Genomic DNA, 23,444 nt, shown 5'->3' with positions numbered 1-23,444 from the left:
GCCGGTTTGTTAGAGTGATTTTTGGGCGGTTATCTAGGGGCATATTGAGATGTCTGATATGAAGAAACTTCTGGCCACGGTGGCGATGGGCATTTTGGTTCAGGGATGTGAGACCACTTCCGATGTGTTGGATGCTGCCAATCCTGTGAACTGGTTCGAAGAGGAAGAGACAACCGCTCAAAAAGAAGCGCCGGTGCCGGGGGAAGATGAGGATTATCCGGCCATTGGCTCCGTCCCGGAGCGGCCCGAAGAACCGGAAATCAAACGCGAATATACCGAGTTGAAGTCGGGGCTGGTTGCGGATCGCGAAAACGCCCGCTACACCGACCAGGTGATCCGCAGCCAGGAGATTCCGACGGTATCCCTTTCAACGGTTAAGGCGGCCAAACTGCCGGTCGCGACGCAGGTTCCGTCCAATCCGCCGGCGGCCACCAATATCAAGAAAGTGCCGGAAGGCAGCGGTCCTGTCGCGGATGCGGGTTCCGTCCCGCAGACGACGAAGGTGCGCGCCGCCAAATTGCCGGATCCTGCGCCGCAGGAAGTCGCCATGGCAGCGCCCAACCCGCAGCCTCTGGCCGCTCAGCCGGCACCGATACGGGCAAAGCCTGCGCCTCAGCGCGGGACCCAGCTTGCCGGCGGTGATGACACGGCGGACGAATTGCCGCCCGCGGCCAGGACGGCACAACCGTCGCCGCGCAATGCGGATGGCCTTGTGCCCAAGCTTATTGCCAATATCTATTTTTCGGACGGTGCGACCGGCCTGACCAGTAACGACCGGCAGGTGATCGGCCAGGTGATTGAAATTGCCAGGAGCGGCAATAACCCGGTCCGTGTGATTGGCCATTCCAGTCTCTTGTCCGGCAATGCCGCGACCAGCGCACAATTGGGCAATTACAAGATATCTCTGGACCGCGCCAATGCAGTAGCGTCCGAATTTGTCCGCCAGGGCATGTCGGCGGCCAATATCCAGGTTGACGCCAGAGGGGCATCCGAACCTGTTTATGAAGAAATGACCAAGAATGCGCAGGCCTATAACCGGCGTGTTGAAATTTTCATCCTGCAATAACCTGCAGATCTCTCAACCCTAGAAGTAAAAGTTAATACCGATGATCGAAGCGTTTCACCGTATCAAGCGTCTCCCGCCTTATGTTTTTGCCGAAGTCAATAAACTGAAAGCGGAAGCGCGAGCGGCGGGGGAAGACATCATCGATTTCGGCATGGGCAACCCGGACACGCCCACCCCTCAGCATATCGTCGATAAGATGGTCGAGGCGGTGCAGAACCCCAAAACCCATCGATATTCCACCAGTCGGGGCATTCCGGGGTTACGCAAGGCGCTGGCGGCTTATTACGAGCGCCGCTTCAATGTCACCCTCAATCCGGAAACCGAAGTGGTGGCGACACTTGGGTCCAAGGAAGGGCTAGCCAACCTGGCTCAGGCAATCACCAGCCCAGGCGACATCATTCTGGTGCCCAACCCCTGTTATCCGATCCATTCTTTTGGTTTCATCATTGCCGGCGGGTCGATCCGCCATATGCCGGCATGCGGTGGGGATGCGACTTTCCAGGAAGACTTCATGCGTGAGTTGGAGCGGGCGGTGACTCACTCGATCCCCAAGCCGTTGGCGGTGGTGCTGAACTTCCCGCAGAATCCGACGGCCCATTGTGTCGATCTGGCTTTTTATGAAGAAGCGGTCAAATTCTGTAAGAAGCATGAGATCTATATCCTATCCGATATTGCCTATTCGGAGATCTATTTCACCGACACGCCGCCGCCATCCGTTCTGCAGGTGCCGGGCGCGAAGGATATCGCGGTGGAATTTTCGTCGCTCTCCAAGACCTATTCCATGCCGGGCTGGCGTGTGGGGTTCGCGGCAGGCAATGAAAAGCTGGTCGGGGCGCTGACCCGGATCAAATCCTATGTGGATTATGGCGCTTTCACACCGATCCAGGTGGCGGCCACGGCGGCGCTTAATGGCCCGCAGGATTGCGTGGATGAATTGCGCGCGCTTTATAAGGAGCGCCGCGACGTGCTTTGCGACGGCTTGGCGCGCTTTGGCTGGGATGTGCCGAAACCGGATGCGACCATGTTCGTCTGGGCGCCGGTACCGGAACAGTTCCGCGAAATGGGATCTCTTGAATTTTCCAAGAAATTGCTGACCGAAGCCAACGTCGCTGTCGCGCCGGGGGTCGGTTTCGGCGAATATGGCGAAAATTTCGTCCGTTTCGGCCTGGTTGAAAATCTGCATCGCACCAGACAGGCCTTGCGAAACATCCGCGATTTCTTTAGTGGAAGCACTGAATAAAATTTTAGGGAAGTAGAAGCGTTAATCATGTCGGATGCATCCAAGATTTGCAAAGTCGCCGTGGCCGGTTTGGGCACGGTCGGCGTGGGAACTGTCCGCCTGTTACAAGAACAGGCGGATTTGCTGGAAGCGCGCTGCGGGCGGAAGCTTGTGGTGACTGCGGTTTCCGCCCGTGACCGAACTCGCGACCGTGGGTGCAATCTGGATGGCATTACCTGGTTTGATGATGCGGTTGAAATGGCCCGTTCGGCGGATGCGGATATCTTTGTCGAACTGATCGGTGGCAGCGACGGGCCGGCGAAAGCCAGCTGTGAGGCAGCGCTGGCTTCTGGCAAGCATGTGGTTACTGCGAATAAGGCATTGGTTGCCCATCACGGCCATGAAATGGCGCTGGTTGCGGAAGAGGCGGGACTTGGCCTTGCCTATGAAGCGGCGGTTGCTGGCGGTATTCCTGTGATCAAATCGATCCGTGAAGGCTTGGCAGGCAATAAGATTCGCACCCTGCACGGCATCCTGAACGGGACCTGTAACTATATCCTGACCACCATGCGCGAAACTGGCCGCAGTTTTGACGATGTTCTGGCCGAGGCCCAGGAGCTGGGCTATGCGGAAGCGGACCCGACCTTTGATGTCGATGGGATCGATGCGGCCCATAAACTTGCGATCCTGGCCAGCCTGGCTTTTGGTGCCAAGCTGGATTTCGAAGGTGTCTATGTTGAGGGTATCCGCCATATCACGCCGCTGGATATCGAATATGCCAACGAGCTTGGCTATAAGTTCAAATTGTTGGGTATTGCGGAAGATTGCGGCAACGGGATCTTTCAGCGGGTTCACCCGGTGATGGTGCCGACCGATGCACCGATCGCCTCTGTCGAAGGCGTGTTTAACGCCGTGGTCACTGAAGGCGATTTTGTCGGTACCACGGTTATGGAAGGTCGGGGGGCCGGGGGTGGTCCGACCGCTTCTGCGGTTGTTTCCGATATCGTTGATATTGCCTGTGGCCGGATCACACCGACCTTCGGCATGCCGGCGAAGAAACTGGTGGAGAAATCCACGCTTCCGATGGATAGCCACAGCGGGGCCTATTATGTGCGCCTCTCGGTGGTTGACCGTCCGGGTGTAATGGCGGATATCACCGCCGCCATGCGCGATCATGAAGTCAGCCTTGAATCCGTGATACAGCGCGGTCGGGATCCGGGGGCGCCGGTCACCGTGGTGCTGACCATGCACGAAACCAGTGAGGCCGCGATCCGTGGCGCGCTGGAGGAAATTGAAAAGCTGGACGCTGTCAAGGAACCGCCGCGTCTGATCAGAATCGAGCGGTTCCAGGATTGATTAGGGGTAATCAAAGATGAGCATTGAAGAACGTAACCTTGCGCTTGAAGCCTGTCGCGTGACTGAAGCGGCAGCGCTGGCAGCGTCCCGCTGGATGGGGCGTGGCGACGAAAAAGCCGCTGATCAGGCCGCTGTTGATGGCATGCGCACAGCACTCAATGGCCTGGATATCCAGGGCACCGTTGTGATCGGTGAGGGCGAGCGCGATGAGGCGCCCATGCTCTATATCGGTGAAGAAGTCGGCAGCGGCAAAGGCCCGAAAGTCGATATCGCGCTGGACCCGCTGGAAGGCACCACCATTACGGCAAAGGGCGGCCCGAACGCGCTTGCGGTTATGGCCATGGCCGAGCATGGCGGCTTCCTGAATGCACCGGATGTCTATATGGACAAAATCGCTGTTGGTGGTGGTTTGCCGCAGGATGTTGTTGATCTGGATGCCAGCCCGGAAGAAAACCTCAAAGCGCTGTCTAAGGCGAAGAGCAAAGACATCTCCGATATGCTGGTCTGTATCCTGGATCGTCCGCGCCATGCGGAAATCATTCAGGCGGTGCGTGAAGCGGGTGCCCGCATCCTTTTGATCGGTGACGGTGATGTTTCCGGTGTGATCGCCACTGCGGATCCGGAATCGGGTGTTGATATGTATATGGGGTCCGGTGGTGCGCCAGAAGGCGTTCTGGCGGCGGCGGCTCTGCGCTGCATTGGCGGCCAGATCCAGGGGCGTTTGTTGTTCCGCAATGACGATGAGCGCGCGCGTGCCCATAAATGGGGTATCACCGATCTGGATAAGAAATATTCCCTTACCGACATGGCATCCGGTGATGTCATGTTCGCTGCTACCGGCGTGACCGATGGTGCCATGCTCCAGGGCGTCCGGGTATTTGCTGACAAGGCAACCACCCATACGCTGGTGATGCGTTCCAAATCGGGCACGGTTCGGAAGATCGAAGCGATCCACAATTTTGATCGCAAAACCTGGGTTAACTGGTAAGAGGCGCAAATTTCCAGCCATGAGCAATAATGCCGCTTTTCTTGGGGTTTCATCCTCCGTCAGCGGAAAACGCTGGGAATTAAGAGACGCAGACGAACGGGAAGCGCTGGCCATTTGCCAGCGCTTTTCTTTGCCGGATGTCGTTGGGCGCTTTATGGCAGCCCGCGGGATCAGCCTGGAGGAATCCGCCGATTTCCTAACACCCAGCCTGAAGGCACTGCTGCCTGACCCGCATCATTTGAAGGATATGGACAAAGGCGTTGAGCGGCTGGTTGCGGCGATACGCAATAAAGAACCAATTGCTGTTTTCGGTGATTATGATGTGGATGGTGCGACCTCATCCGCTGTGCTCAACCGCTTTTTTTCAACCATCAACGTGCCGCTTGAAATCTATATCCCCGACCGGATGAAGGAAGGCTACGGCCCTAATTTGCCAGCCCTGCGCGCATTGGCCGCTAAAGGGATCAAGGTGGTAATCACCGTTGATTGCGGAATTACGGCTTTTGAGGCGCTGGAAGGGGCGGCGGAGGCCGGTTTGGATATCGTGGTGGTCGACCATCATGTTGCTGAGCCTTCGCTGCCAAAAGCTTCTGCAGTGATCAATCCCAACCGGCTGGATGACGATAGTCCGCATGGCCATATGGCGGCGGTTGGTGTGACTTTTCTGCTGGTTGTGGCCCTGAACAAGGCGCTTCGTGAAGCGGGGTATTACGGGGATCGGCCCGCGCCTGACCTCAGGCTGCTTCTGGATCTGGTGGCGCTGGGGACAGTCTGCGATGTGGTGCCCTTGCGTGGCGTCAATCGTGCCTTTGTTGCTCAGGGGCTTAAAATCCTGGCGCAGAGACGGAACAAGGGGCTGGCGGCGCTGGCGGATGTATCCGGAGTGGACCGATTCCCGGAAGCCTATCATCTGGGCTATCAGATGGGGCCACGGGTGAATGCCGGTGGCCGTGTCGGTGAATCCTATCTTGGCGCCAGGCTGCTTTCCACTGATAACCCGGCCGAGGCCAGGGATATTGCCCAGCAGCTCAATCTCTTTAACCAGGAACGCAAGGAAATCGAAGCTGCCTGCCTGGAGCAGGCGATAGAGCAGGTTGAGAGCAGGGATATGCATGCAGGCCTGGTCTATGCCGCCGCTGAGGGATGGCACCCGGGTGTGATCGGGATTGTCGCTGGACGGCTGAAGGAGCGCTATAACAGGCCTGCCTGTGTGGTGGCTTTTGAAAATGGGATCGGGAAGGGCTCTGGGCGGTCCATAGAAGGCGTGGATCTTGGCGCTACCGTCATTGCGGCGGGGCAGGCGGATTTGTTGATCAATGGCGGCGGGCATAAGATGGCGGCGGGTTTTACTGTCGCACAGGAAAATAGTGATGCTTTCAGGGATTATCTGGCCCAAAGAATCGAGGCGCAGGTCGGAACGGATGGGATCATCCCCAGGCTGTCACTGGATGGGACGGTCACGGTTGCTGACGCGAATATCGATCTGGTGAAAAAACTGGAGCAGCTGGGGCCCTTTGGCGCTGGAAACAGCACGCCACGCTTTGTTTTGCCGGATGTGGTGTTGGAAAAAGTTTCCATCGTCGGTACCGACCATGTGCGCTGCCAGATCAAGGATCGTAGCGGCCGTGGCGGCTGGATCAAGGCGATTGCCTTCCGTTGTGCCGATCAGCCGCTTGGCGATTTGTTGTTGGGGCAGAGGCCCGGTATGCCGGTGCATCTCTGCGGCAAGCTTCAGATCGATACCTGGCAGGGTCGTGAAAACGTCCAATTCATGATTGATGATGCAGCGCCGGCCTATAGCTAGGCCTGTCTTCGAGTCTGTTTACTTCAGCTCGGTCGCGGTTTTGGTCATCTCATCGACTGTGCGCAGGCTCGTGGCTGCGGAGCTGTAGGCCCGTTGAGTCTGGATCATCAGCGTCACTTCGTCGGAGAGCTCTGTTGTTGAGGTTTCGTATCCGCCGGCGACGAAGGTTACAAGATCCGTCGCATCAGGATCCCGCAAAGTGAGAGTTCCGGAATCCGCTGTCAGCAGAAAATGGGTGTCGCCGGTATTTTGCAGGCCATTGGTATTGGTGACGGTGGCAGCGGCAACTTTGGCAACCGGCCGCAACAGGCCATTGGTAAACTCACCCATAACAACGCCGTCATTATTGAAGCTGGCATTTTTCAGATAGCCGTCGGTATTGCCGTTGGCACTGATATCCCGGATATCAAGCTGTGTCCCGGCAAACTGTGTCATGTTCGCTACATCAAGGGAAAGCGTGTTGCTGGCCCCTGCTGGACTTGTCCAGTTGATGGTGAGTGCCTGGGCGCTGGTGTTGGTTGCGGTAAAAGTGGGGTTCAATCCGGCGCCGTCAAAGGTCAGTTGCACAGCTGCCGCAGGGGAAGCCACGGTGCCCCCGGTGGCGGAGAAGGTGATATCCCAGGTGTTGGTCGCGGTTTTCGTCCAGATGACATCCAGATTCCTAACGTCGGAGACATTGTCGGCATCTCCCGTGCCGTCATAAATGGACATGGATGTTGTATAGCTGTTGCCGACAGCTGCATCCGCCGGGATGTTGGCCGCGATGCTGGCCTGGGTTGTTCCTGCGGCGGCAAAAAGATTGTTCGGATCAATCTGAATTGGCTGTAGCGAGGGGATCCCCGTGCCGGTGGTGAAGCTGTTGGTCGCGGTGCTGTACGGCCAACCCAGCAGATAATGCCCACTGGCATCCGTCAAATAGGTTTGATTGGTTGTGGAGGCCGGGTCCACTGTGGGGTTGAACTGTCCAGCTTTGGTCAGGCTGATATTGCCTGCGGCGGAAGGGGTATCACTGGTTACGAAAAAGCCGCTGCCTAACATGGCAGCATCATAGGGGCGCGCGGTATTGGCAACCTGACCGTCACGATCAAACATGTTCTTCAAAAGCGGCCGCATGCCGCTGTAATTCTCGGAGGTTGAACCGATATCTGTCGATTGGACAAGGTCATGAAACTGCGCTTTCTGGGCCTTGTAGCCAGCGGTCGAGACGTTGGATACATTGATACCAATGACTTCCATTGCCTTTGACTGGGCTTTCATGGCCGCCAGGCTGGCGGAAAAAGCATAATGATGAACCATAGCTTAACCTTGCTTCTCAGACGTCATACCTCATATGTCCAGAGATTATGCAACAAGGGTGCCAATCATTGTGAAGGCCAGTCTATCCCTTAACGATATACCTGATCTATTTCTTGATACGTTTGCGGTTCGGTAATACTGGCGCGGGGAAGTGAAAAAAATGCCGGGTGTAGGGGTGGAAAAATAATTTTCATATTTTTGCAATTAATCGCTTGACCGGGAGGGGGCTGGAGGATACATCAAGGCCCGTCCACAGGATGACAAAGTCCCCTTCGTCTAGAGGCCTAGGACACCGCCCTTTCACGGCGGCAACACGGGTTCGAATCCCGTAGGGGACGCCATCCAGTTGGGAGAGAGTTATTGATGAAATGCCGGAAGGGTTCGCACTTCCGGCTTTTTTGTTTTTTTGGCCCGGGTCGGTTGCTGCGCAGTTCCTTTCCAGTAGTTAGTTTAATCAGGCCGGGCAAAGACTGTTTCAAAGGAGAAGGCCGATGGCTGACCAGGTTGCTGCTTCCCATATTCTGTTGATGTATGAAGGCTCCATGCGTTCCACTGCCACCCGTTCCAAGGATGATGCATTGGAGCTGATCAATAAGCTGAAAGCGGATATTGAGGGTGGTGCTGATTTTGCGGCTCTGGCGCAGGAACATTCCGATTGTCCGTCAGGCCAGTCCGGCGGGGAGCTTGGCTCTTTCGGCCGCGGCCAGATGGTTCCGGAATTTGAAACCGCAACCTTTGCCTTGGAAGTTGGCGGCACCAGCGACGTCGTGGAGACCGCTTTCGGTTACCACTTGATTACGCGGACCGCTTAATCCGTTTCCAAGACGGTTATGAAGAGCCCCGCCGGCTGTCCGGCGGGGCTTTTTTATTGGACCTAATGTTGTTCGTCACCACGAATGCGCAGGGCCCACATCAAGCCGAGGATGGCCCCTTTTGAAAAGGGCAGGATCATTGGGACCAGAGCGCAGGCCATGCCGAGCATCACCAGGGCTGTCTGCCACCAGGGCGGTGTCCAGTAGGTTTCCAACAGAATGATCGTTGGGAAGACAAAATGGCTCAGAATGATGATGGTCAGCCAGGGACCAAAATCATCCGTTCGGATATGAGATAGGGTTTCACCGCAAACAGCGCAGGAATCGGTTGCTTTCAGATAACGGCGATAGATTTTTCCCTCACCGCAATTGGGGCATTTCTGGCAGAGTCCCCGAAAAATCGATTTGAAGAGTGGCCTTTTTTCAAGCTCCTGCATTGCGGTTTCTTCCGTCATATTCTCGCCCCCTGCATCTCATTGATCCTGAATTCATCCGTTAAATCTAGGCCTGGTTGCAAAATGCGGCAAGAGATCGATTGACGCAGGTTTCGGGAGGGGGTACCGGGGAGGGGTAGATAACAATAATGCTGGGCGGGTTGGGTCTCATGATGATTGCGATAATCGGGGCGCTGGGGGCAGCCCTATGTTGGTCGTTCAGCTCACTTATTTCAGTATATCCCGCTCAGATACTGGGCGCGGCTGCCTTTAACCGGTTGCGAATGGTATTTGTGACGTTGCTGTTGTCTGCCGCGGTGACCGTGACCGGGGAATGGGACAGTCTTGCCGGCGGGATGATGGTCGCGCTGATTTTGAGCGGGGTCATTGGGATTTTTATTGGCGATACAGCGCTTTTCACCACGCTTAGGCGCATGGGGCCGCGGCGCACGGCCATTCTTTTTGCCATGAATGCTCCGATCGCAACGTTGTTGGGGTTCCTGTTTCTGAACGAGAGGTTGGTGCCGATGGCACTTGGCGGCTGTGTGCTCGTGGTAGCGGGAGTGGTCCTGGCCATTGTTTATGGTAAGCGAAAAGATCAACTGCACCAATGGGAAAGCATTCGCGGAACCTTGTTGGCCGGTATTTTGTTCGGCTTGCTGGCGGCCACCGCGCAGGCGGTCGGTCTAATCCTGTCCAAACCTGTGTTGGCTCAAGGGGCGGATCCCGTAGCAGCCTCTGCTGTCCGGGTCGGCGTATCGGCGGTTGGGCTGATGGTCTTGGCGCAATTACCTTTGCCGCAATTTAAGCCGCAGGGTGAAATGAGCCGGAAGGTATTCTGGTTTACTCTGGCCAGTGGTTTTTTCGGCATGGGGGTTGGTATGACCCTGCTGATGGTGGCTTTGCGCCATGGGGATACGGGAATTGTGGCCACCCTGTCGGCAACGTCTCCGGCTTTGATGCTGCCGTTGATCTGGATTAAAACCAAAGAGCGCCCTGCGGCAGGCGCCTGGTGCGGAGCCCTGGCTGTTGCTGTTGGCACTGGCATGATTTTCATGGTGTGACATGGCGATTTTGCATATGCAATTGGCATCGGATACATAGTGAGGCGTTCTCTCTCAATGAGCATGGGCTGATCTGATTTTGGTTCAATCCGGGGATTGCGATGGACTGGCAGGATGATGGCGTGATTTTAGGGGTGCGCAAGCATGGCGAGACCTCGGCTATTGTCTCGGCCTTTACACGCAGCCACGGCCGCCATGCCGGTCTGGTCCGGCAGGTGAGTTCAAAGAAACTTCGCGGCATTGTACAGCCGGGCAACCTTGTTCGGTTGAACTGGCATGCCAGGCTGGAAGAGCATCTGGGTATTTACAGTATGGAATTGCTGCAAAGCAATGTGGCGCCCTTGATGCTGGATCCAGGAAAGTTGACCGCTATGATGTCCGCATGTGCATTGGTGTCGGCCGGGGTGCCGGAACATGAGCCGCATCCGGATCTATTTGAAACACTCTCTTCTTTGATGGTGGCGCTGGATCATGACGACTGGCCCTCAGTTTACGTGAAATGGGAAATCGGCCTGCTGGCAGAATTGGGGTTTGGCCTGGATTTCAGCCAATGTGCGGCGACGGGAGAACGGGACGGGCTGGTTTACGTGTCGCCCAAAACCGGGCGAGCGGTATCGGCGCAGGCAGGCAGGCCTTATCACGACCGGCTGCTGGCATTGCCGGCCTTCCTGTTGACGGGGGAGGTGCCGGGGGCTGCTGATTTGGTGCAGGCGCTAAAGCTGACAGGGCATTTTTTGAACCGCCATGTTTTGGCCCATTCCAGCAAAGCCCTGCCGGACAGCCGGGGAAGGCTGATGGATCGCTGGTTAAAGGCCTGATTTCCTGCAATTTGATTGTTGATGAACCAGCTAGCTGTTGCGTTTCTGTGCTCCCTGATTACTATATCTGGTAAGTATCGTAACTTGGGATTCCGTCATGAGTGATTCTAAAAATGCCGCTGCCGAGATGCGCGTCACCCCACTTGCAGAGGCGTTAAGTGAACGATATCTGGCCTATGCCATGTCCACGATCACATCGCGCTCGCTGCCGGATGTGCGGGATGGCTTGAAACCGGTTCACCGGCGCTTGCTGCATGCCATGCGCGAGCTCAAACTCAATCCGGATTCCGGCTTTAAGAAATGTGCCCGTATCGTCGGGGATGTGATGGGTAAATACCATCCTCACGGTGACCAGGCCATTTATGATGCGATGGTTCGTCTGGCCCAGGAATTTGCCGTGCGCTATCCGCTGGTGGATGGCCAGGGCAATTTCGGCAATGTGGATGGCGATAATGCAGCGGCCATGCGTTATACCGAAGCACGTCTGACGGAAGTCGCCCAGGCGTTGCTGAACGGCATTGATGAGAATGCGGTTGATTTCCGCCCCACCTATGACGGTGAGGGCGAGGAGCCGGTTGTCCTGCCGGCGGCTTTTCCAAATTTGCTGGCCAATGGTGCCTCCGGTATCGCGGTTGGCATGGCGACCAATATCCCGCCGCATAATGCTGGGGAGCTGTGCGAAGCTTTGCAGCATCTGATCAAGTTTCCCAATGCCGGCATGGAAAAGCTGGTGGAGCTGGTGCCCGGACCGGATTTCCCGACGGGTGGCGTTTTGTGTGAAAGCCGGGAGGCGATCCTGGAAGCCTACAGCACGGGCAAAGGCGGTTTCAGGGTCCGAGCCCGCTGGGAGGTGGAGAAACTGAAAGGCGGCACCTGGCAGATTGTCGTGACCGAAATCCCCTATCAGGTCCAGAAATCAAAACTGATTGAGCGGATCGCGGAGCTGATCGCCAATCGTAAAATCGCAATCCTGTCGGATATCCGGGATGAATCGGCCGAGGATGTACGCATTGTGCTGGAACCCAAATCCCGCAATGTGGAACCGGAAATGCTGATGGAATCCCTGTTCCGCCAGACGGATCTGGAAAACCGCATCTCGTTGAACATGAATGTCCTGGCCGATCGCGGACGGGTGCCGCGCGTGATGGATTTGCGCGAGGTGCTCAAGGCCTTCTTGGAACATCGCCAGGATGTTTTAGTGCGGCGCTCGGAACATCGTAAAGCCCAAATCGAACGGCGCCTGGAAATTCTCGATGGCTATCTGATTTGCTATCTCAATCTGGATGAAGTGATCCGGATCATCCGATTTGAGGATCATCCCAAGCAGGAACTGATCAAGACCTTCTCGCTGACCGAGATCCAGGCTGACGCAATTTTAAATATGCGTCTGCGCTCCTTACGGCGGTTGGAAGAAATGGAGATCCGCAAGGAGCATGATAGTCTCACCGAAGAGCTTAACGGCCTGATTGCGCTGTTGGGTGATGAAGAGATGCAGTGGAAAAAAATCTCTTCGGAAATCGGTGAAATGAAGAAGAAATTTGGCAAGAATACCGAACTAGGCCGCCGACGGACGGAGATCGGCGAAGCGCCAAGCGCGGTTGTCGTGCCTTTGGAAGCGATGATCGAAAAAGAACCGATCACGGTTGTTTGCTCGGAAAAAGGCTGGGTACGGGCCATGAAGGGCCATCTCGCCGATTTCGGGGAGATCAAATACAAGGAAGGCGATGGCCCGAGATGGGCCATTCACGCCCAAACCACTGACAAGATCCTGTTCCTCTCCACCAATGGCCGCTTCTATACGGTTGGTGCAGATAAATTGCCGGGCGGCAGAGGACATGGAGAACCCTTGCGTCTTATGGTGGATTTGCCCAACGAACATGATCTGGTAAGCCTTTTTGTCCACGATCCTGAACGTAAAATTTTGGTGGCCTCCAGCGATGGGCGTGGTTTTGTTACCTCTGAAAAAGATGTGGTTGCCCAGACCCGAAACGGCAAGCAGGTCTTGAATGTATCGGGCCGGGTAACGGCGAAGCTTTGTTACCCGGTGGTGGGGGATATGGTCGCGATTATCGGCCAGAACCGCCGCATGCTTGTTTTCCCAATCTCGGAAATTCCTGAAATGGGGCGCGGCCGGGGTGTGATCCTGCAGAAATACCGTGATGGCGGCATTTCCGATCTCAGGATTTTCAAGAACGAAGATGGTCTGACCTGGAAATCCGGGGATCGGGTACGCACAGTGACCGATGTAACCGATTGGCTGGGCAAGCGTGCCCAGGCCGGCCGGATGCCGCCGCCGGGTTTCCCGAGGAATAATCGATTTGCATAACGGATAGTCTGAAAATTGGGGCGTGACCTCGGTTCTGGTCGATGTTATGACCTTTCGTAGAACAGGGTATTCTTTTGGGGGAATGGGGATGCAGGCACGGTCTGCGGTTTCCACAACGATTTCAGCGGTGCTGGCACAGTATCTTCCGGGATCTCGCGGAAAGCGCGGGTTTCTGCTGGTGGTTGCTGCCAGTTTGTTGTTGGTTTTGTCAGCGAAAACTCAAGTGCCTTTTTGGCCGGTACCGCAAACCATGCAGACTTTTGCCGTTATGGTATTGCCCATGATTCTAGGGCGCCGCTTGGGTATGGCAGCTGTTGCGCTTTATCTGTTTGAGGGCGCTGTTGGATTTCCCGTTTTTGCAGGCACGCCGGAACGCGGGATCGGGATCGCCTATATGGTGGGGCCGACTGGTGGATATCTGGTCGGCTTTCTGATCGCAGCCTGTCTTATTGGCGGGCTTGCACAAAAAGGCTGGGACCGGAATCCCGTGACGGCCGCCGCGGCCATGGCCATGGGATTGCTTTGTATTTATGGGCCGGGACTTGTCTGGCTGACCGGTTTCGTCGGCGTTAACAAGGCGATTGAACTTGGTTTACAGCCTTTCCTGTTTGCTGATCTCGCCAAGGTGATTTTGGCTGCGCTGTTGTTGCCCGGTCTCTGGAAGCTACTCTCGATAACCGGATTTGATGCGGCTCACAGATAGGTGCCGGCCAAGGTGAATTTTTCGCCGCCCACCCTCTCTTTGAAACGGGCCAAACCCGGATTTTTTGTCGGTTCCACACCACCCAAATCGAGCCAAGAGATCTCTTTTTCCTTAAGGATAAGGATGGCCCGCCAAAGCAGGAGATTGGTGGCATGAAGGCTGCGGCCAATGTCTTTGGTCCAGCCAATTTGGTAGGTTGCGGCCCTGCCATGGCGCAAGATCAGCAATGAGGCGACATCCTGACCGTCTTTCCTTGCCGACAGGCAGAGTTTCTGAGCGGTAGGGATGAGACCGTAGGTTTCAGGTGGTAGAGCATGAAAGCCCGCTTGTTTCATATGGTCTTTATGCTGTGCGAGTAATTGGGAAATGTCCGGTAGCTCGACGATTTCCAGCGCGTTTTTTTCCGCCTTTCCCAGTTGGTTTCGCCATTTCGGATGAAGATCCGTTCGCAGTTTTTCGGTCGAGGAAGCCAAATTGAGCCAGATTGACTGATATCCCGTCATAATGCGGTTCAATCCTGCATCTGAGAGAGTTTTTTGGGTGGCATCCGTGTCTGGAAGCTCGGGCAAAAGGGTGGTCCAATATCCTTTTGTTAAGGGATACTGGGTTTTGCACTGTCGCATGGCTTCCATCAGTTCGGATGATCCAGGCAGTTTAGAAAAAAGCGGGCCACGGATCATGCGGGCAGATTTGATCCCCAGCCAATGGCGCTGGATATACAACTGGCAGAGACCGATTGCGTTTGCTTCCCGATAGATCAAGGCGCGGGCGATTTCCATTTTCTCGGCTTTGGCAATAGCCACGCCGATATGCCAATCCTGAAAGATGCTGGATCGGGGGATCTTGTTCAGAACCGATTGCCAGTCAGATTCGTTGGGTGCTTTCCAATCGAGGCGAATCCCGGTCATGATGCGGGTTCCGAGATAAGAGGGACAAGGACCATGACCGGCCGCAGGAAATATAGCAAAGCGAGCAAGGCGGCATCAAAGGCGTTGAAGGGGGCCCATGCTCCGGCGGAGCCCATTGTCACCGTTAGCCGGCCGGAGAGAAATACATCGCTGGCTGACTGGTTCGGTTGGCTGAACCGACCGGTCATGAAGGGGATGCGCATCACGTGGCGCGCGGTGATGCTCTTCATGATGTGCTGCCTGATACTGGACGTCATTTTATATTTTGTGGTTCAGGTGGGGCTTGGGCGATGTTACGGACTGCTTTGCCTGCTTGGTTGATACTAGGCCAGCCAGTCTATTGAAATCCAATGAAAAAGGGCTGCCCCGAAAGGCAACCCTTTTTCTTTTGCTTGACGGTCGCGCCCGTTAGCTGAACTTGGTGCCGAAGATCGCTTCCGGCAGGTAATTTGCCAGCCACGGGTTCATGGCCAGGATCCCCAGCGCGATGATTTGGATCAGTACGAAAGGAATGACACCTTTGTAGATATGCATGGTCGTGATCGATTCCGGTGCCACCCCGCGCAGATAAAATAGCGCAAAGCCAAAGGGCGGTGTCAGGAAGGATGTCTGCAGGTTCATGGCCATCAGAATGCCGAGCCAGACGGGGCTAACCCAGTCATTTTGCAACAGGATCGGGGCTACAATCGGCACCACCACAAAGGTGATTTCGATGAAGTCCAGGAAGAATCCCAGAATGAACATGACAACCATCACCATGAAAATCATGCCCCATTCACCGCCCGGCAGGCCGAGCAGGAATTCCTGTACAGCCTCATCACCGCCAAAACCGCGGAAGACAAGGCTGAACATGGCTGCACCGATCAGAATGGTGAAGACCATAGAGGAGATTTCCATAGTACCGCGGTTAACCAGGCGCAGAATTCCGGCGCCCCAGACACGCCAAAGGGCCACCAGCATGCCCCAGGCCAGGCCGATGGTCGCAAGAATACAAATCGCAATACCGATCAGATCGGTGACTGCGATTTCGTCTTTCATGATGATCGTATCCAGGAAATTGGACACAAACAGCATGACGGCAAGAGATGCTGCGGCGACATAGATCGGCCGGTTGGAACCGTTATCCAACCCACCCATAAATTTCCGGAACAAATGGGCCGCGGTAATCAAGACACCAACCACGGTTCCGACAATGCCGGAAATCCAGGGGTTGGCAAAGAGGGCGTCGCCTGCCAGCATGAACAGAATGAAGCCACCGATGGCGGCACCGGCGAGGCGGCTGATCACCGCCTCAGTGGAGGGGGCGTTATCGACCAGCGGACGCTCCATATCCAGTTCCTGAACCCGGAGACCGGCCAGCAGGATCGCGCCGACCGCGCCAACAGCAGCGGCCTCGGTAGGGGTGGCAATACCGGCCAGGATCGAACCCAGAACGGCAACGATCAGCAAGACCGGCGGCAGCAAAGCATGCATGACCTGGCCGGCCAGACCGCGAGAGGCATCCGGATCCGCCGGGATCGGCGGACAGCTGTTGGGTTTCACGAAGGCATAGATCATCTGATAGGCCATATACATCCCCACCAGCATCAAGCCCGGCAGCAGGGCGCCCGCAAACAGATCGCCCACCGATACAGGTTCGGGGGACCAGTTGCCGACTGCGCGCTGCGCATCCACATAAGCGTTGGAGATTTGATCCCCCAACAGGACTAATACGATAGAAGGCGGAATGATCTGGCCCAGGGTGCCGGCAGCACAGATGGAGCCGCAGGCAAGCGAGGGATCATAACCGCGCCGCATCATGGTTGGCAGGGACATCAGGCCCATGGTGACAACCGTCGCCCCGACAATGCCGGTGGAGGCGGCCAGCAACGCACCAACGATGGAGACAGACAAGCCCAGGCCACCGCGCATGGTGCCAAAAAGGCGTCCCATGGTCTCGAGCAGTTCTTCGGCTACCTTGGATCTTTCCAGCATCACGCCCATGAAAACAAAGAGCGGTACTGCGATCAGAACCTCGTTCCAGACGGCGCCGCCAAAAATACGGCTGGGGATGTTGCCGATGAAGGCCATATCAAAATGACCGGTGGCAAAGCCCATCAGCGCAAATATCAAGGCCACACCGGCAAGCGTGAAAGCCACAGGGAAGCCCATCATCAGGAAGATGCAGGCCACCGCGAACATGGCAATGTCAAAATATTCAGCAATGGCCATGGTTACAGTCCTTCATGCTCTTCATCATTGGGAATTTCCTCGTCACCGGCCAATTGCCGGATGGAATGGATTGCCATGGAAATGCCCTGCAGCATGATCAGCAACAGGAAGGCCTGCATGGCGGTTTTCAAGACGAATACGGCTGGAATGCCGCTGGTTTCCTTGGAGGATTCCAGGATTTCCCAGGAATTGGCCACATAGGGCCACATGTAAAACCACATGCAGATGCATACCGGAAAGAGCAGGCTCACCAAGCCAAACAGATTGACTGCCGCTTTTTTCTTGGGGCTGGCATCGCGGTAAAACACATCAACGCGTACATGACCGTCATGCAGCAGGGTGTAGCCTGCGCCAAGCAGGAACAGGAAACCATGCATATAAATGATGGATTCCTGCATGAAGACAGTGCCGTAGCCGAACACATAACGCAGCACGACAACGACAAATTGCACGATGACCATGAACAGGGCAAACCAGGCGACCGACATCCCGACAGTCTGGTTGAACCGGTCAATGGCGCGCGCCAAAAAGGCTAGAGCTCCCAAAAACCCCTCCTGAATACTTTGTTAGTTAGGTCGAACCATAATTCTTTTGCAGCCTACCACGGAAACGAAGCACCTTGGGGCTGGAAACGAGAAACAGGACGAAAATCTATAAAAGAATGCCATATCGGAGCCCTGAACGGGCTCTCTGGAAAAAGCCCCGGGGAGTTCCCGGGGCTTAATTTCCAGCAAGACTGTTTCCGATTAGGAGGACAGAACCTGCTTACGTTTGCGCATATAACCGGCGTCGGCCAATTCAGACCAACCCATGGATTTCCGGCGGAACTCCGCAAAGCTGTCATAGACACGTTTGGAAATGTCGTCGGTCGCAGCGGTCTCTTCCAGCACTTCCTGGGAGGCCTTACCGAAGGCTTCGTAAACATCGTCGGAGAATTCACGCAGCTGCACACCATGGCGGGTCAGCAAGGTGTCGAGAGAATCCGCGTTCTTGGCATTGAACTCGGCCCAGGAATAATTGTTCTCGGCCAGTGCGCAGGCACGGATAAGTTCCTGGTCGGAGGCTGAGAAAGATTCCCAAACATCTTTGTTGATGCCAACCGCCAGGGTGGAACCCGGCTCATGGAAACCCGGATGGTAGTAGAACTTGGTCACCTTGTAGAAACCAAAGGCCAGATCGTTCCACGGGCCGACCCATTCGGTGGCGTCAATGGCACCGGACTGCAGGCTGGGGAAGATCTCTCCACCCGGCAGGGTCACAGCGGTTGCACCCAGGCGGCGCAATACTTCACCGCCCAGACCCGGCATACGCATTTTCAAACCTTTGAGGTCTTCAACGGAATTGATTTCCTTGTTGAACCAACCGCCCATCTGGACGCCGGTATTGCCGCAAGGGAAGGCTTTCAAGTTGAACTGGCCGGACAATTCGTCCCACAGTTCCTGGCCGCCGGCATGGTTGATCCAGGCATCCATTTCGTTGGCGGTCAGGCCAAAGGGTACCGCGGTGAAGAAATTGAAAGCCTTATGTTTGCCCTGCCAGTAATATTCAGCCGCATGATACATGTCGGCATTGCCCTGGGAAACGGCATCAAAGGATTCGAAAGGCGGCACCAATTCGCCAGCCGCATAAAGCTTAACCGTGATACGGCCGTCAGTGGCTTTGGTTACAGAATCGGCAAAGCGCTGTGCGCCGGTGCCAAGACCCGGAAAGCCTTTCGGCCAGGTGGTGACAAGTTTCAGCTCACGCTTGCCCTGGGCAATGGCCGGAGCGGCCAGAGCGCTGGCGCCTGCCGCAGCAACCGCGCCGGTGGCAGCGGATTTTAGAAAATCACGACGTTTCATTAGTTGCGTCTCCCTCTAGGTTTTTTTGAGAGCCGCATTGTTCACATGCTTGAAGGATGTGATGGCGAAGCGACCCCCGGTTTTTAGTGACCTGCATTATATTTTTACCCCAGTCAGGCCACCTGCATGACAATATTTATAGCCTAATTTTATACCAAGGCAACAGGCACAAATTGCAACATCCTACGCATTATTGGGTATCTACCCTCCGTAATATGACCCAGTTATCTCCTTTAAATAGTTGATGAAATCTTCATCTCCACCAAACGAGGCCAAATACCGATGCGTGTGGTGGGCGCGTGACCAAGCTAACAATACAATATTGGATCACACAGCCAGCTCAAAGCCGAACCCAGCCATTTCGATCAAAAAATTCCAGCGGGGCAAAGCGGCGCTTGTAGGCCATTTTGGGGCTGTTATCGACCCAGAAACCTAAATACACATGATCCATGGTTTGTGCTTTGGTCCATTCGATCAGTTTAAGAATCATGTAGCTGCCAAGGCTGTCACGCTCATAGGCCGGGTCGAAGAAGCTGTAGACGGCTGAGACCCCATCACGCAGCATGTCGCACAGACATGCTGCACGTAGGCGTCCGTCCGGACCGCGAAATTCAAAAATCGTGGTATGAACCGGGCTGGCCAGGACCAGTCCCAAATAGTCCTGTTCATTCATTTCCGCCATCTCTCCGTCACCATGGCGGGAGCGGACATAGGTGCTGAACAGTTCAAATTGTTCCCGCGTGACCCTGAGGCCGACCTGATCCATGGTCAGGTCCTGGTTGCGTTTCATGACCCGTTTCCAGGATTTGGACCATTTGAATTCATGGGCGGGAATGCGTACCGACTTGCATCCGTCGCAATTTGGGCAACTGGGGCGATAGATGATCTGGTGTGAGCGGCGGAAGCCGGCATGGCTCAACTCTTCAAACAAGCCCTGGGCATTGCTGGACGGTAACTCCGCAAAAAGCTGTTGTTCCGCCTCACCTTTAAGATAGGGGCATTCCATGACACCGGAACGGTGAAACAGTGTTAGATTCTTCGGGCGTTCAACAGACATTGGGCGAACTCGTCACTGCGGTTGCTGTTGAAATTCTGCCTGCTAACCGGTGCTTCTGTCCAGTGAAGATCAAATGATGGGACCCAGGTCAATTCTCGCGAACGGTTACCGTGCCGCTGAAAATATCATGCAGGCACCGGGATTTGTCATCAAACAGCGCCCAGAGAAGCAGCAGGCCGCCGCTGAAACCCAATGTGGCGTAGAATAGGACGGTTTGGAATAAAGCCTGGATCGGACTTACCTGATCACCATCATGGGATATGACGCGGAGCCCCATGATTCTCTGACCAATTGTCGCGCCCCGGGAGGAAGCAATACAGACCGGATGATAGATGAAAGGTGCCGCCATCAGCACCAGGGCGATGATAGGTGATAACAGCCCGAATGTGATGATGCTGAGCAGCCAGGAAAGCGGTACAAGCAGGCCGAGCAGACAGACATCAATCAGATAGGCAACCATTCGCCGTCCGGTTACTGCTGTTGCATCTGCATCTTGATGGGTGCGCATTGACACGCCGGATGCCTGCCATTTTGCATCCTTGTGATCATTCGGGCTTAAAGTCACAGCGCTCTCCTGAAACGATTGATCTGACTACAACAGGATGTGGGGTTTTGCTGATGCCGTTACAAGGACAGAGGCGGATTACTGCTGCGGATTTCCAAAGATGGAGGGGGGCGCATTGCCACCACCGACCCGGCTTTTCGACCCGACTTGGCGCAGCAGCACAACCACCATCCGGCGGTTGCGCGGTGATGTCGGGTCATCGGGGAACAATAACTCCGAATCCCCGCGGCCTATGATGGTTTCAAACCGGGAAATGGGAATCGCTTCGTTCTGGATCAATGTCCGTCGGGTCGTCAGCGCCCGGTCGACAGAAAGGGTCCAGATATTATCGGCGGACGGTTCTTCACCCGTATGACCGGTGATCGAAATTTTGTTGGGAAGCCTGGAGATATATTGCGCCATGAATTTGAGCAGCATGCGGCCTGTCTCGGTAAGTTCCGCGGAACCTGGGGCAAAACTCTCCCGGTTCTTCTGGTCGATCAGCTGAAGTCTAAGGCCTTCTTCAGTCACATCGACAAGGACGGATTGTTTTAGATCCTGCAGTTCAGGCGGCAACGCATTGATTGCGCGTTCCAGATTTTGTTTCGTCGCATAGAAATTTGCGTCTTCTTGCAAAGGATCCAGTTTACCCGCGTCACCGGTGCTTTCTTCGTCATTCTTACCAGATCCGCCTTCTTCGGCTTCCAATGCCCCTTTGGCGCTGGTCTGTCGGTCCTGCGCAGCCGAATGTAGCATGGTTTCGGTGGGGCCGGGTTCGTTGGATGTAATGCCGCCAAACAAGCCACCACTGCCGCTGGCGCCAGATGTGGTGCGGGTTGTGGGGTTGAAATAGTTGGAGATGCCTTCCAGCACTTCCTGTTCGGTTGCATTCAACAGCCAGAGCAGCAGGAAAAAAGCCATCATGGCGGTGACAAAATCGGCATAGGCAATCTTCCAGGCGCCCCCATGGGCGCCTTCTTCTTTCACCTTTTTTGTTATTATGATGACTTCTTGGTCTTCGTCAGCCATGCCTTGCCTGTCTGGGATATAACTTCTGTTTTATGATCACGGATCAATGGACGGCGGGCCATCCTGCACGGACCCTTCTTCGTCATCGTTTTCCAATGTCAGCAATATGCTGATTCGCCGGTTGCGTTCGGAAGTCGGTTCGCGGGGGTTGAGCAATTCGGTATCCGCTTTTCCCTCCACCTGAATGATCCGTTCCTTCGGCAGTCCCGCATCGATCAACCATTGCTGGGCTGCAACAGCACGATGGCCTGAGATTGCCCAATTGGTAAAATCATTGGCCCGCTTGAATCCGCTACGCTCGGTATGGCCTGTTATGGCGATATCATTTGGCAATGTGGCGACAATGCTGCCAACCAGCGCCAGCAAGCGTCGCGAGAATTTGGTGAGCTGGGCGGTGTCTTTTTCAAACATCGGTCGCTTTTGCTGATCAAGGATCTGGATCAGCAAGCCTTCCGGGGTCATCTCAATCAGAAGACTGGACTGGATATCTTGAAATTCTTCCATCTTTTCAACGGAAAGCCGCAATTTCTGCATGGCCAGATCCAGCAGCTGGCGCTCCTGCTCGATGTCACTGGCCTTGGCTTCCTTGAGATGGGCTTCCTGCTCGCTTTTACGCAATTCCCCCGCTTCTTCACCTTCGCCTTCCTCACCATATGTGGGAATGGCAACGGTCACACTGGGGCGCGAGCTTTCGGACCGCATGGCCCCTTCAACCGCAATAGCCAGCCCTTTCAGGGCTTCGCCGACGGCGGTTTCATCCTCGGCGACACTGGTGGGGGCGAAAAATTCAGAGATACCGAACATCTGGTCTTCGGTGGTCGCGTTCAGGAGCCAGAGCAGCAGGAAAAAAGCCATCATGGCGGTGACAAAATCCGCATAGGCAATTTTCCAGGCCCCGCCATGTGCCTCAGCCGGGATCTTTTTCTTTTTCGTCAGGATCAGCGGTTTTAACGCATCATCGCCTTCGAAAGCATCAGCCATTCAGTCTTGATCCTCCTGAATGTGCAGTCATCAGACAGGGGGCAGGTTGCCGGTGGCTTCCTCCACCTCGATGAAGGTCGGCCGGTTATGCGGGGCCAGTGCCTTTCGGGCAAATTCTACCGAAACCTGCGGGGCATATCCCTGAAGATGGGCTAGGATACCGGTCTTCAAACAGCCAAGATAGGTGGCTTCTTCCTCCATGATCTGCTTGGCGGTGCTGGCCAGCGGCGCAAACCAGCCGTAACACAGCAAAATGCCGAGAAAAGTACCGACCAAAGCGCCGGCAATCAGGCCGCCGAGAACTTCCGGAGGCTCGGAAATGGAGCCCATGGTTTTGATGACGCCCAGAACCGCGGCGACGATTCCGAGAGCGGGAAAGCTCTCGGCAAGCTGGGTCAGGGCATGTCCAACGGTATGATCTTCCGCGTGATGAACCTCTAATTCCTGATCCATCAGGGCTTCCATCTCATGCGGGTTGTCTGTGCCAAGGGTCATGAGACGCAGGTAATCACAGAAGAATTCCAGGGCATGATGATCACTGTAGAATTTCGGAAATTCCTTGAACAGTGTACTGTCATGCGGGTTTTCAACATGTTGTTCCAGGGCCAGCGCGCCCTTTTGTTTCATCAATTTGAAAACCTGATACTGACAAAGCAGCAGCTCCAGATAGTCGGCTTTCTTGTATTTTGATCCTTTGACACAGCCGGCGAGCCGCCCAAACCCCTTTTTAACGATATGTAGCGGGTTGGACACCAGGAAGGCGGAAATACCGGCGCCGAAAATAATGACAACCTCGAACGGCTGGTTCAGAACGCTGAGTTTTCCACCCATCGCAACGTAACTGCCGATCACCGCGGCGACGACCAGGACCATGCCGATGATGACAAACATGAATTAAACTAGCCCCTTGGAATTATTCATTGGATGAGAATAGACAGCCTTTTACCTTAAAGTCCATCAACTTGTTATCGTTAATTCAACAAGTGT

Annotated in this window: 22 protein-coding genes and 1 tRNA gene; 11 read left to right on the top strand and 12 right to left on the bottom strand. The window is 55.2% G+C overall.

Features of this window, described 5'->3' with window-relative positions:
- Nucleotides 1-49 precede the first annotated feature (49 nt).
- The 5 genes from DFP90_RS01035 to recJ are packed head-to-tail and all read left to right on the top strand — an operon-like array spanning nt 50 to nt 6,433.
- Entirely contained in the window at nt 50-1,066 is a 1,017-nt protein-coding gene (locus DFP90_RS01035) for an OmpA family protein (protein WP_115934564.1), read from the top strand.
- A 40-nt stretch (nt 1,067-1,106) separates the two neighbouring features.
- On the top strand, nt 1,107-2,306 hold the full coding sequence (locus DFP90_RS01030) for an LL-diaminopimelate aminotransferase (protein WP_115934563.1): 1,200 nt from the start codon (nt 1,107-1,109) through the stop codon (nt 2,304-2,306).
- 27 nt (nt 2,307-2,333) lie between these two features.
- Complete coding sequence (locus DFP90_RS01025) at nt 2,334-3,641, top strand: homoserine dehydrogenase (RefSeq protein ID WP_115934562.1); 1,308 nt, start codon at nt 2,334-2,336, stop codon at nt 3,639-3,641.
- A 16-nt stretch (nt 3,642-3,657) separates the two neighbouring features.
- The gene (glpX, locus tag DFP90_RS01020) at nt 3,658-4,629 is read left to right on the top strand and encodes a class II fructose-bisphosphatase (RefSeq protein ID WP_115934561.1); all 972 of its coding nucleotides are present in this window, start codon (nt 3,658-3,660) and stop codon (nt 4,627-4,629) included.
- A 19-nt stretch (nt 4,630-4,648) separates the two neighbouring features.
- Complete coding sequence (recJ, locus tag DFP90_RS01015) at nt 4,649-6,433, top strand: single-stranded-DNA-specific exonuclease RecJ (RefSeq protein ID WP_115934560.1); 1,785 nt, start codon at nt 4,649-4,651, stop codon at nt 6,431-6,433.
- Between the two features lie 18 nt (nt 6,434-6,451).
- On the opposite strand, the gene DFP90_RS01010 is transcribed toward recJ, so the two are convergent.
- Nucleotides 6,452-7,729 (bottom strand): flagellar hook-basal body complex protein, encoded by a 1,278-nt coding sequence (locus DFP90_RS01010; RefSeq protein WP_115934559.1) that lies wholly within the window; start codon nt 7,727-7,729, stop codon nt 6,452-6,454.
- A gap of 265 nt (nt 7,730-7,994) precedes the next feature.
- Between DFP90_RS01010 and DFP90_RS01005 the strand changes: the two genes are divergently transcribed.
- Both DFP90_RS01005 and DFP90_RS01000 read left to right on the top strand, forming a co-directional pair.
- Nucleotides 7,995-8,070, top strand: a tRNA-Glu gene (locus tag DFP90_RS01005).
- Nucleotides 8,071-8,220: 150 nt separating this feature from the next.
- Nucleotides 8,221-8,541: a peptidylprolyl isomerase gene (locus DFP90_RS01000; RefSeq protein WP_115934558.1), complete on the top strand. Its 321-nt coding sequence runs from the start codon at nt 8,221-8,223 to the stop codon at nt 8,539-8,541.
- A 62-nt stretch (nt 8,542-8,603) separates the two neighbouring features.
- Here DFP90_RS01000 and DFP90_RS00995 read toward each other — a convergent pair whose 3' ends face one another.
- The gene (locus tag DFP90_RS00995; RefSeq protein ID WP_115934557.1) at nt 8,604-8,996 is read right to left on the bottom strand and encodes a DUF983 domain-containing protein; all 393 of its coding nucleotides are present in this window, start codon (nt 8,994-8,996) and stop codon (nt 8,604-8,606) included.
- Between the two features lie 149 nt (nt 8,997-9,145).
- Between DFP90_RS00995 and DFP90_RS00990 the strand changes: the two genes are divergently transcribed.
- The 4 genes from DFP90_RS00990 to DFP90_RS00975 all read left to right on the top strand — a co-directional run bounded on the left by DFP90_RS00990 (nt 9,146) and on the right by DFP90_RS00975 (nt 13,886).
- Complete coding sequence (locus tag DFP90_RS00990; RefSeq protein WP_115935466.1) at nt 9,146-10,039, top strand: DMT family transporter; 894 nt, start codon at nt 9,146-9,148, stop codon at nt 10,037-10,039.
- 101 nt (nt 10,040-10,140) lie between these two features.
- A complete protein-coding gene (gene recO, locus DFP90_RS00985) occupies nt 10,141-10,857 on the top strand; it encodes a DNA repair protein RecO (RefSeq protein ID WP_115934556.1) in 717 nt (238 codons plus the stop codon).
- A gap of 97 nt (nt 10,858-10,954) precedes the next feature.
- Nucleotides 10,955-13,183: a DNA topoisomerase IV subunit A gene (gene parC / locus DFP90_RS00980; RefSeq protein ID WP_115934555.1), complete on the top strand. Its 2,229-nt coding sequence runs from the start codon at nt 10,955-10,957 to the stop codon at nt 13,181-13,183.
- 88 nt (nt 13,184-13,271) lie between these two features.
- Nucleotides 13,272-13,886 carry a biotin transporter BioY gene (locus DFP90_RS00975; protein WP_115935465.1) on the top strand — a complete coding sequence of 205 codons (615 nt, stop codon included), beginning with the start codon at nt 13,272-13,274 and terminating at the stop codon, nt 13,884-13,886.
- Here DFP90_RS00975 and DFP90_RS00970 read toward each other — a convergent pair.
- The 10 genes from DFP90_RS00970 to motA all read right to left on the bottom strand — a co-directional run bounded on the left by DFP90_RS00970 (nt 13,877) and on the right by motA (nt 23,348).
- A complete protein-coding gene (locus DFP90_RS00970) occupies nt 13,877-14,794 on the bottom strand; it encodes a GNAT family N-acetyltransferase (RefSeq protein WP_115934554.1) in 918 nt (305 codons plus the stop codon). The genes DFP90_RS00975 and DFP90_RS00970 overlap by 10 nt on opposite strands.
- Entirely contained in the window at nt 14,791-15,024 is a 234-nt protein-coding gene (locus DFP90_RS00965; protein WP_115934553.1) for a hypothetical protein, read from the bottom strand. The genes DFP90_RS00970 and DFP90_RS00965 overlap by 4 nt, the downstream gene beginning before the upstream one ends.
- 178 nt (nt 15,025-15,202) lie before the next feature.
- Nucleotides 15,203-17,005 carry a TRAP transporter large permease gene (locus tag DFP90_RS00960; RefSeq protein ID WP_115934552.1) on the bottom strand — a complete coding sequence of 601 codons (1,803 nt, stop codon included), beginning with the start codon at nt 17,003-17,005 and terminating at the stop codon, nt 15,203-15,205.
- 2 nt (nt 17,006-17,007) lie between these two features.
- Entirely contained in the window at nt 17,008-17,550 is a 543-nt protein-coding gene (locus tag DFP90_RS00955; protein WP_245956932.1) for a TRAP transporter small permease subunit, read from the bottom strand.
- A 201-nt stretch (nt 17,551-17,751) separates the two neighbouring features.
- Complete coding sequence (locus DFP90_RS00950; RefSeq protein WP_115934551.1) at nt 17,752-18,846, bottom strand: TRAP transporter substrate-binding protein; 1,095 nt, start codon at nt 18,844-18,846, stop codon at nt 17,752-17,754.
- Between the two features lie 340 nt (nt 18,847-19,186).
- The gene (locus DFP90_RS00945) at nt 19,187-19,903 is read right to left on the bottom strand and encodes an arginyltransferase (protein ID WP_115934550.1); all 717 of its coding nucleotides are present in this window, start codon (nt 19,901-19,903) and stop codon (nt 19,187-19,189) included.
- A gap of 88 nt (nt 19,904-19,991) precedes the next feature.
- The gene (locus tag DFP90_RS00940) at nt 19,992-20,468 is read right to left on the bottom strand and encodes an RDD family protein (protein ID WP_115934549.1); all 477 of its coding nucleotides are present in this window, start codon (nt 20,466-20,468) and stop codon (nt 19,992-19,994) included.
- 78 nt (nt 20,469-20,546) lie between these two features.
- On the bottom strand, nt 20,547-21,476 hold the full coding sequence (locus tag DFP90_RS00935) for a flagellar motor protein MotB (RefSeq protein ID WP_115934548.1): 930 nt from the start codon (nt 21,474-21,476) through the stop codon (nt 20,547-20,549).
- A gap of 36 nt (nt 21,477-21,512) precedes the next feature.
- Nucleotides 21,513-22,457 (bottom strand): flagellar motor protein MotB, encoded by a 945-nt coding sequence (locus tag DFP90_RS00930; RefSeq protein WP_115934547.1) that lies wholly within the window; start codon nt 22,455-22,457, stop codon nt 21,513-21,515.
- 30 nt (nt 22,458-22,487) lie between these two features.
- Nucleotides 22,488-23,348 carry a flagellar motor stator protein MotA gene (gene motA / locus DFP90_RS00925; protein WP_115934546.1) on the bottom strand — a complete coding sequence of 287 codons (861 nt, stop codon included), beginning with the start codon at nt 23,346-23,348 and terminating at the stop codon, nt 22,488-22,490.
- Nucleotides 23,349-23,444 lie beyond the last annotated feature (96 nt).

Origin of the sequence: Aestuariispira insulae, assembly GCF_003385955.1 — a bacterium.
GTDB classification, from domain to species: Bacteria; Pseudomonadota; Alphaproteobacteria; order UBA8366; family Aestuariispiraceae; genus Aestuariispira; species Aestuariispira insulae.
The sequence above is the reverse complement of the archived record's forward strand: the minus strand, read 5'-3'. Positions and strand labels throughout refer to the sequence as shown.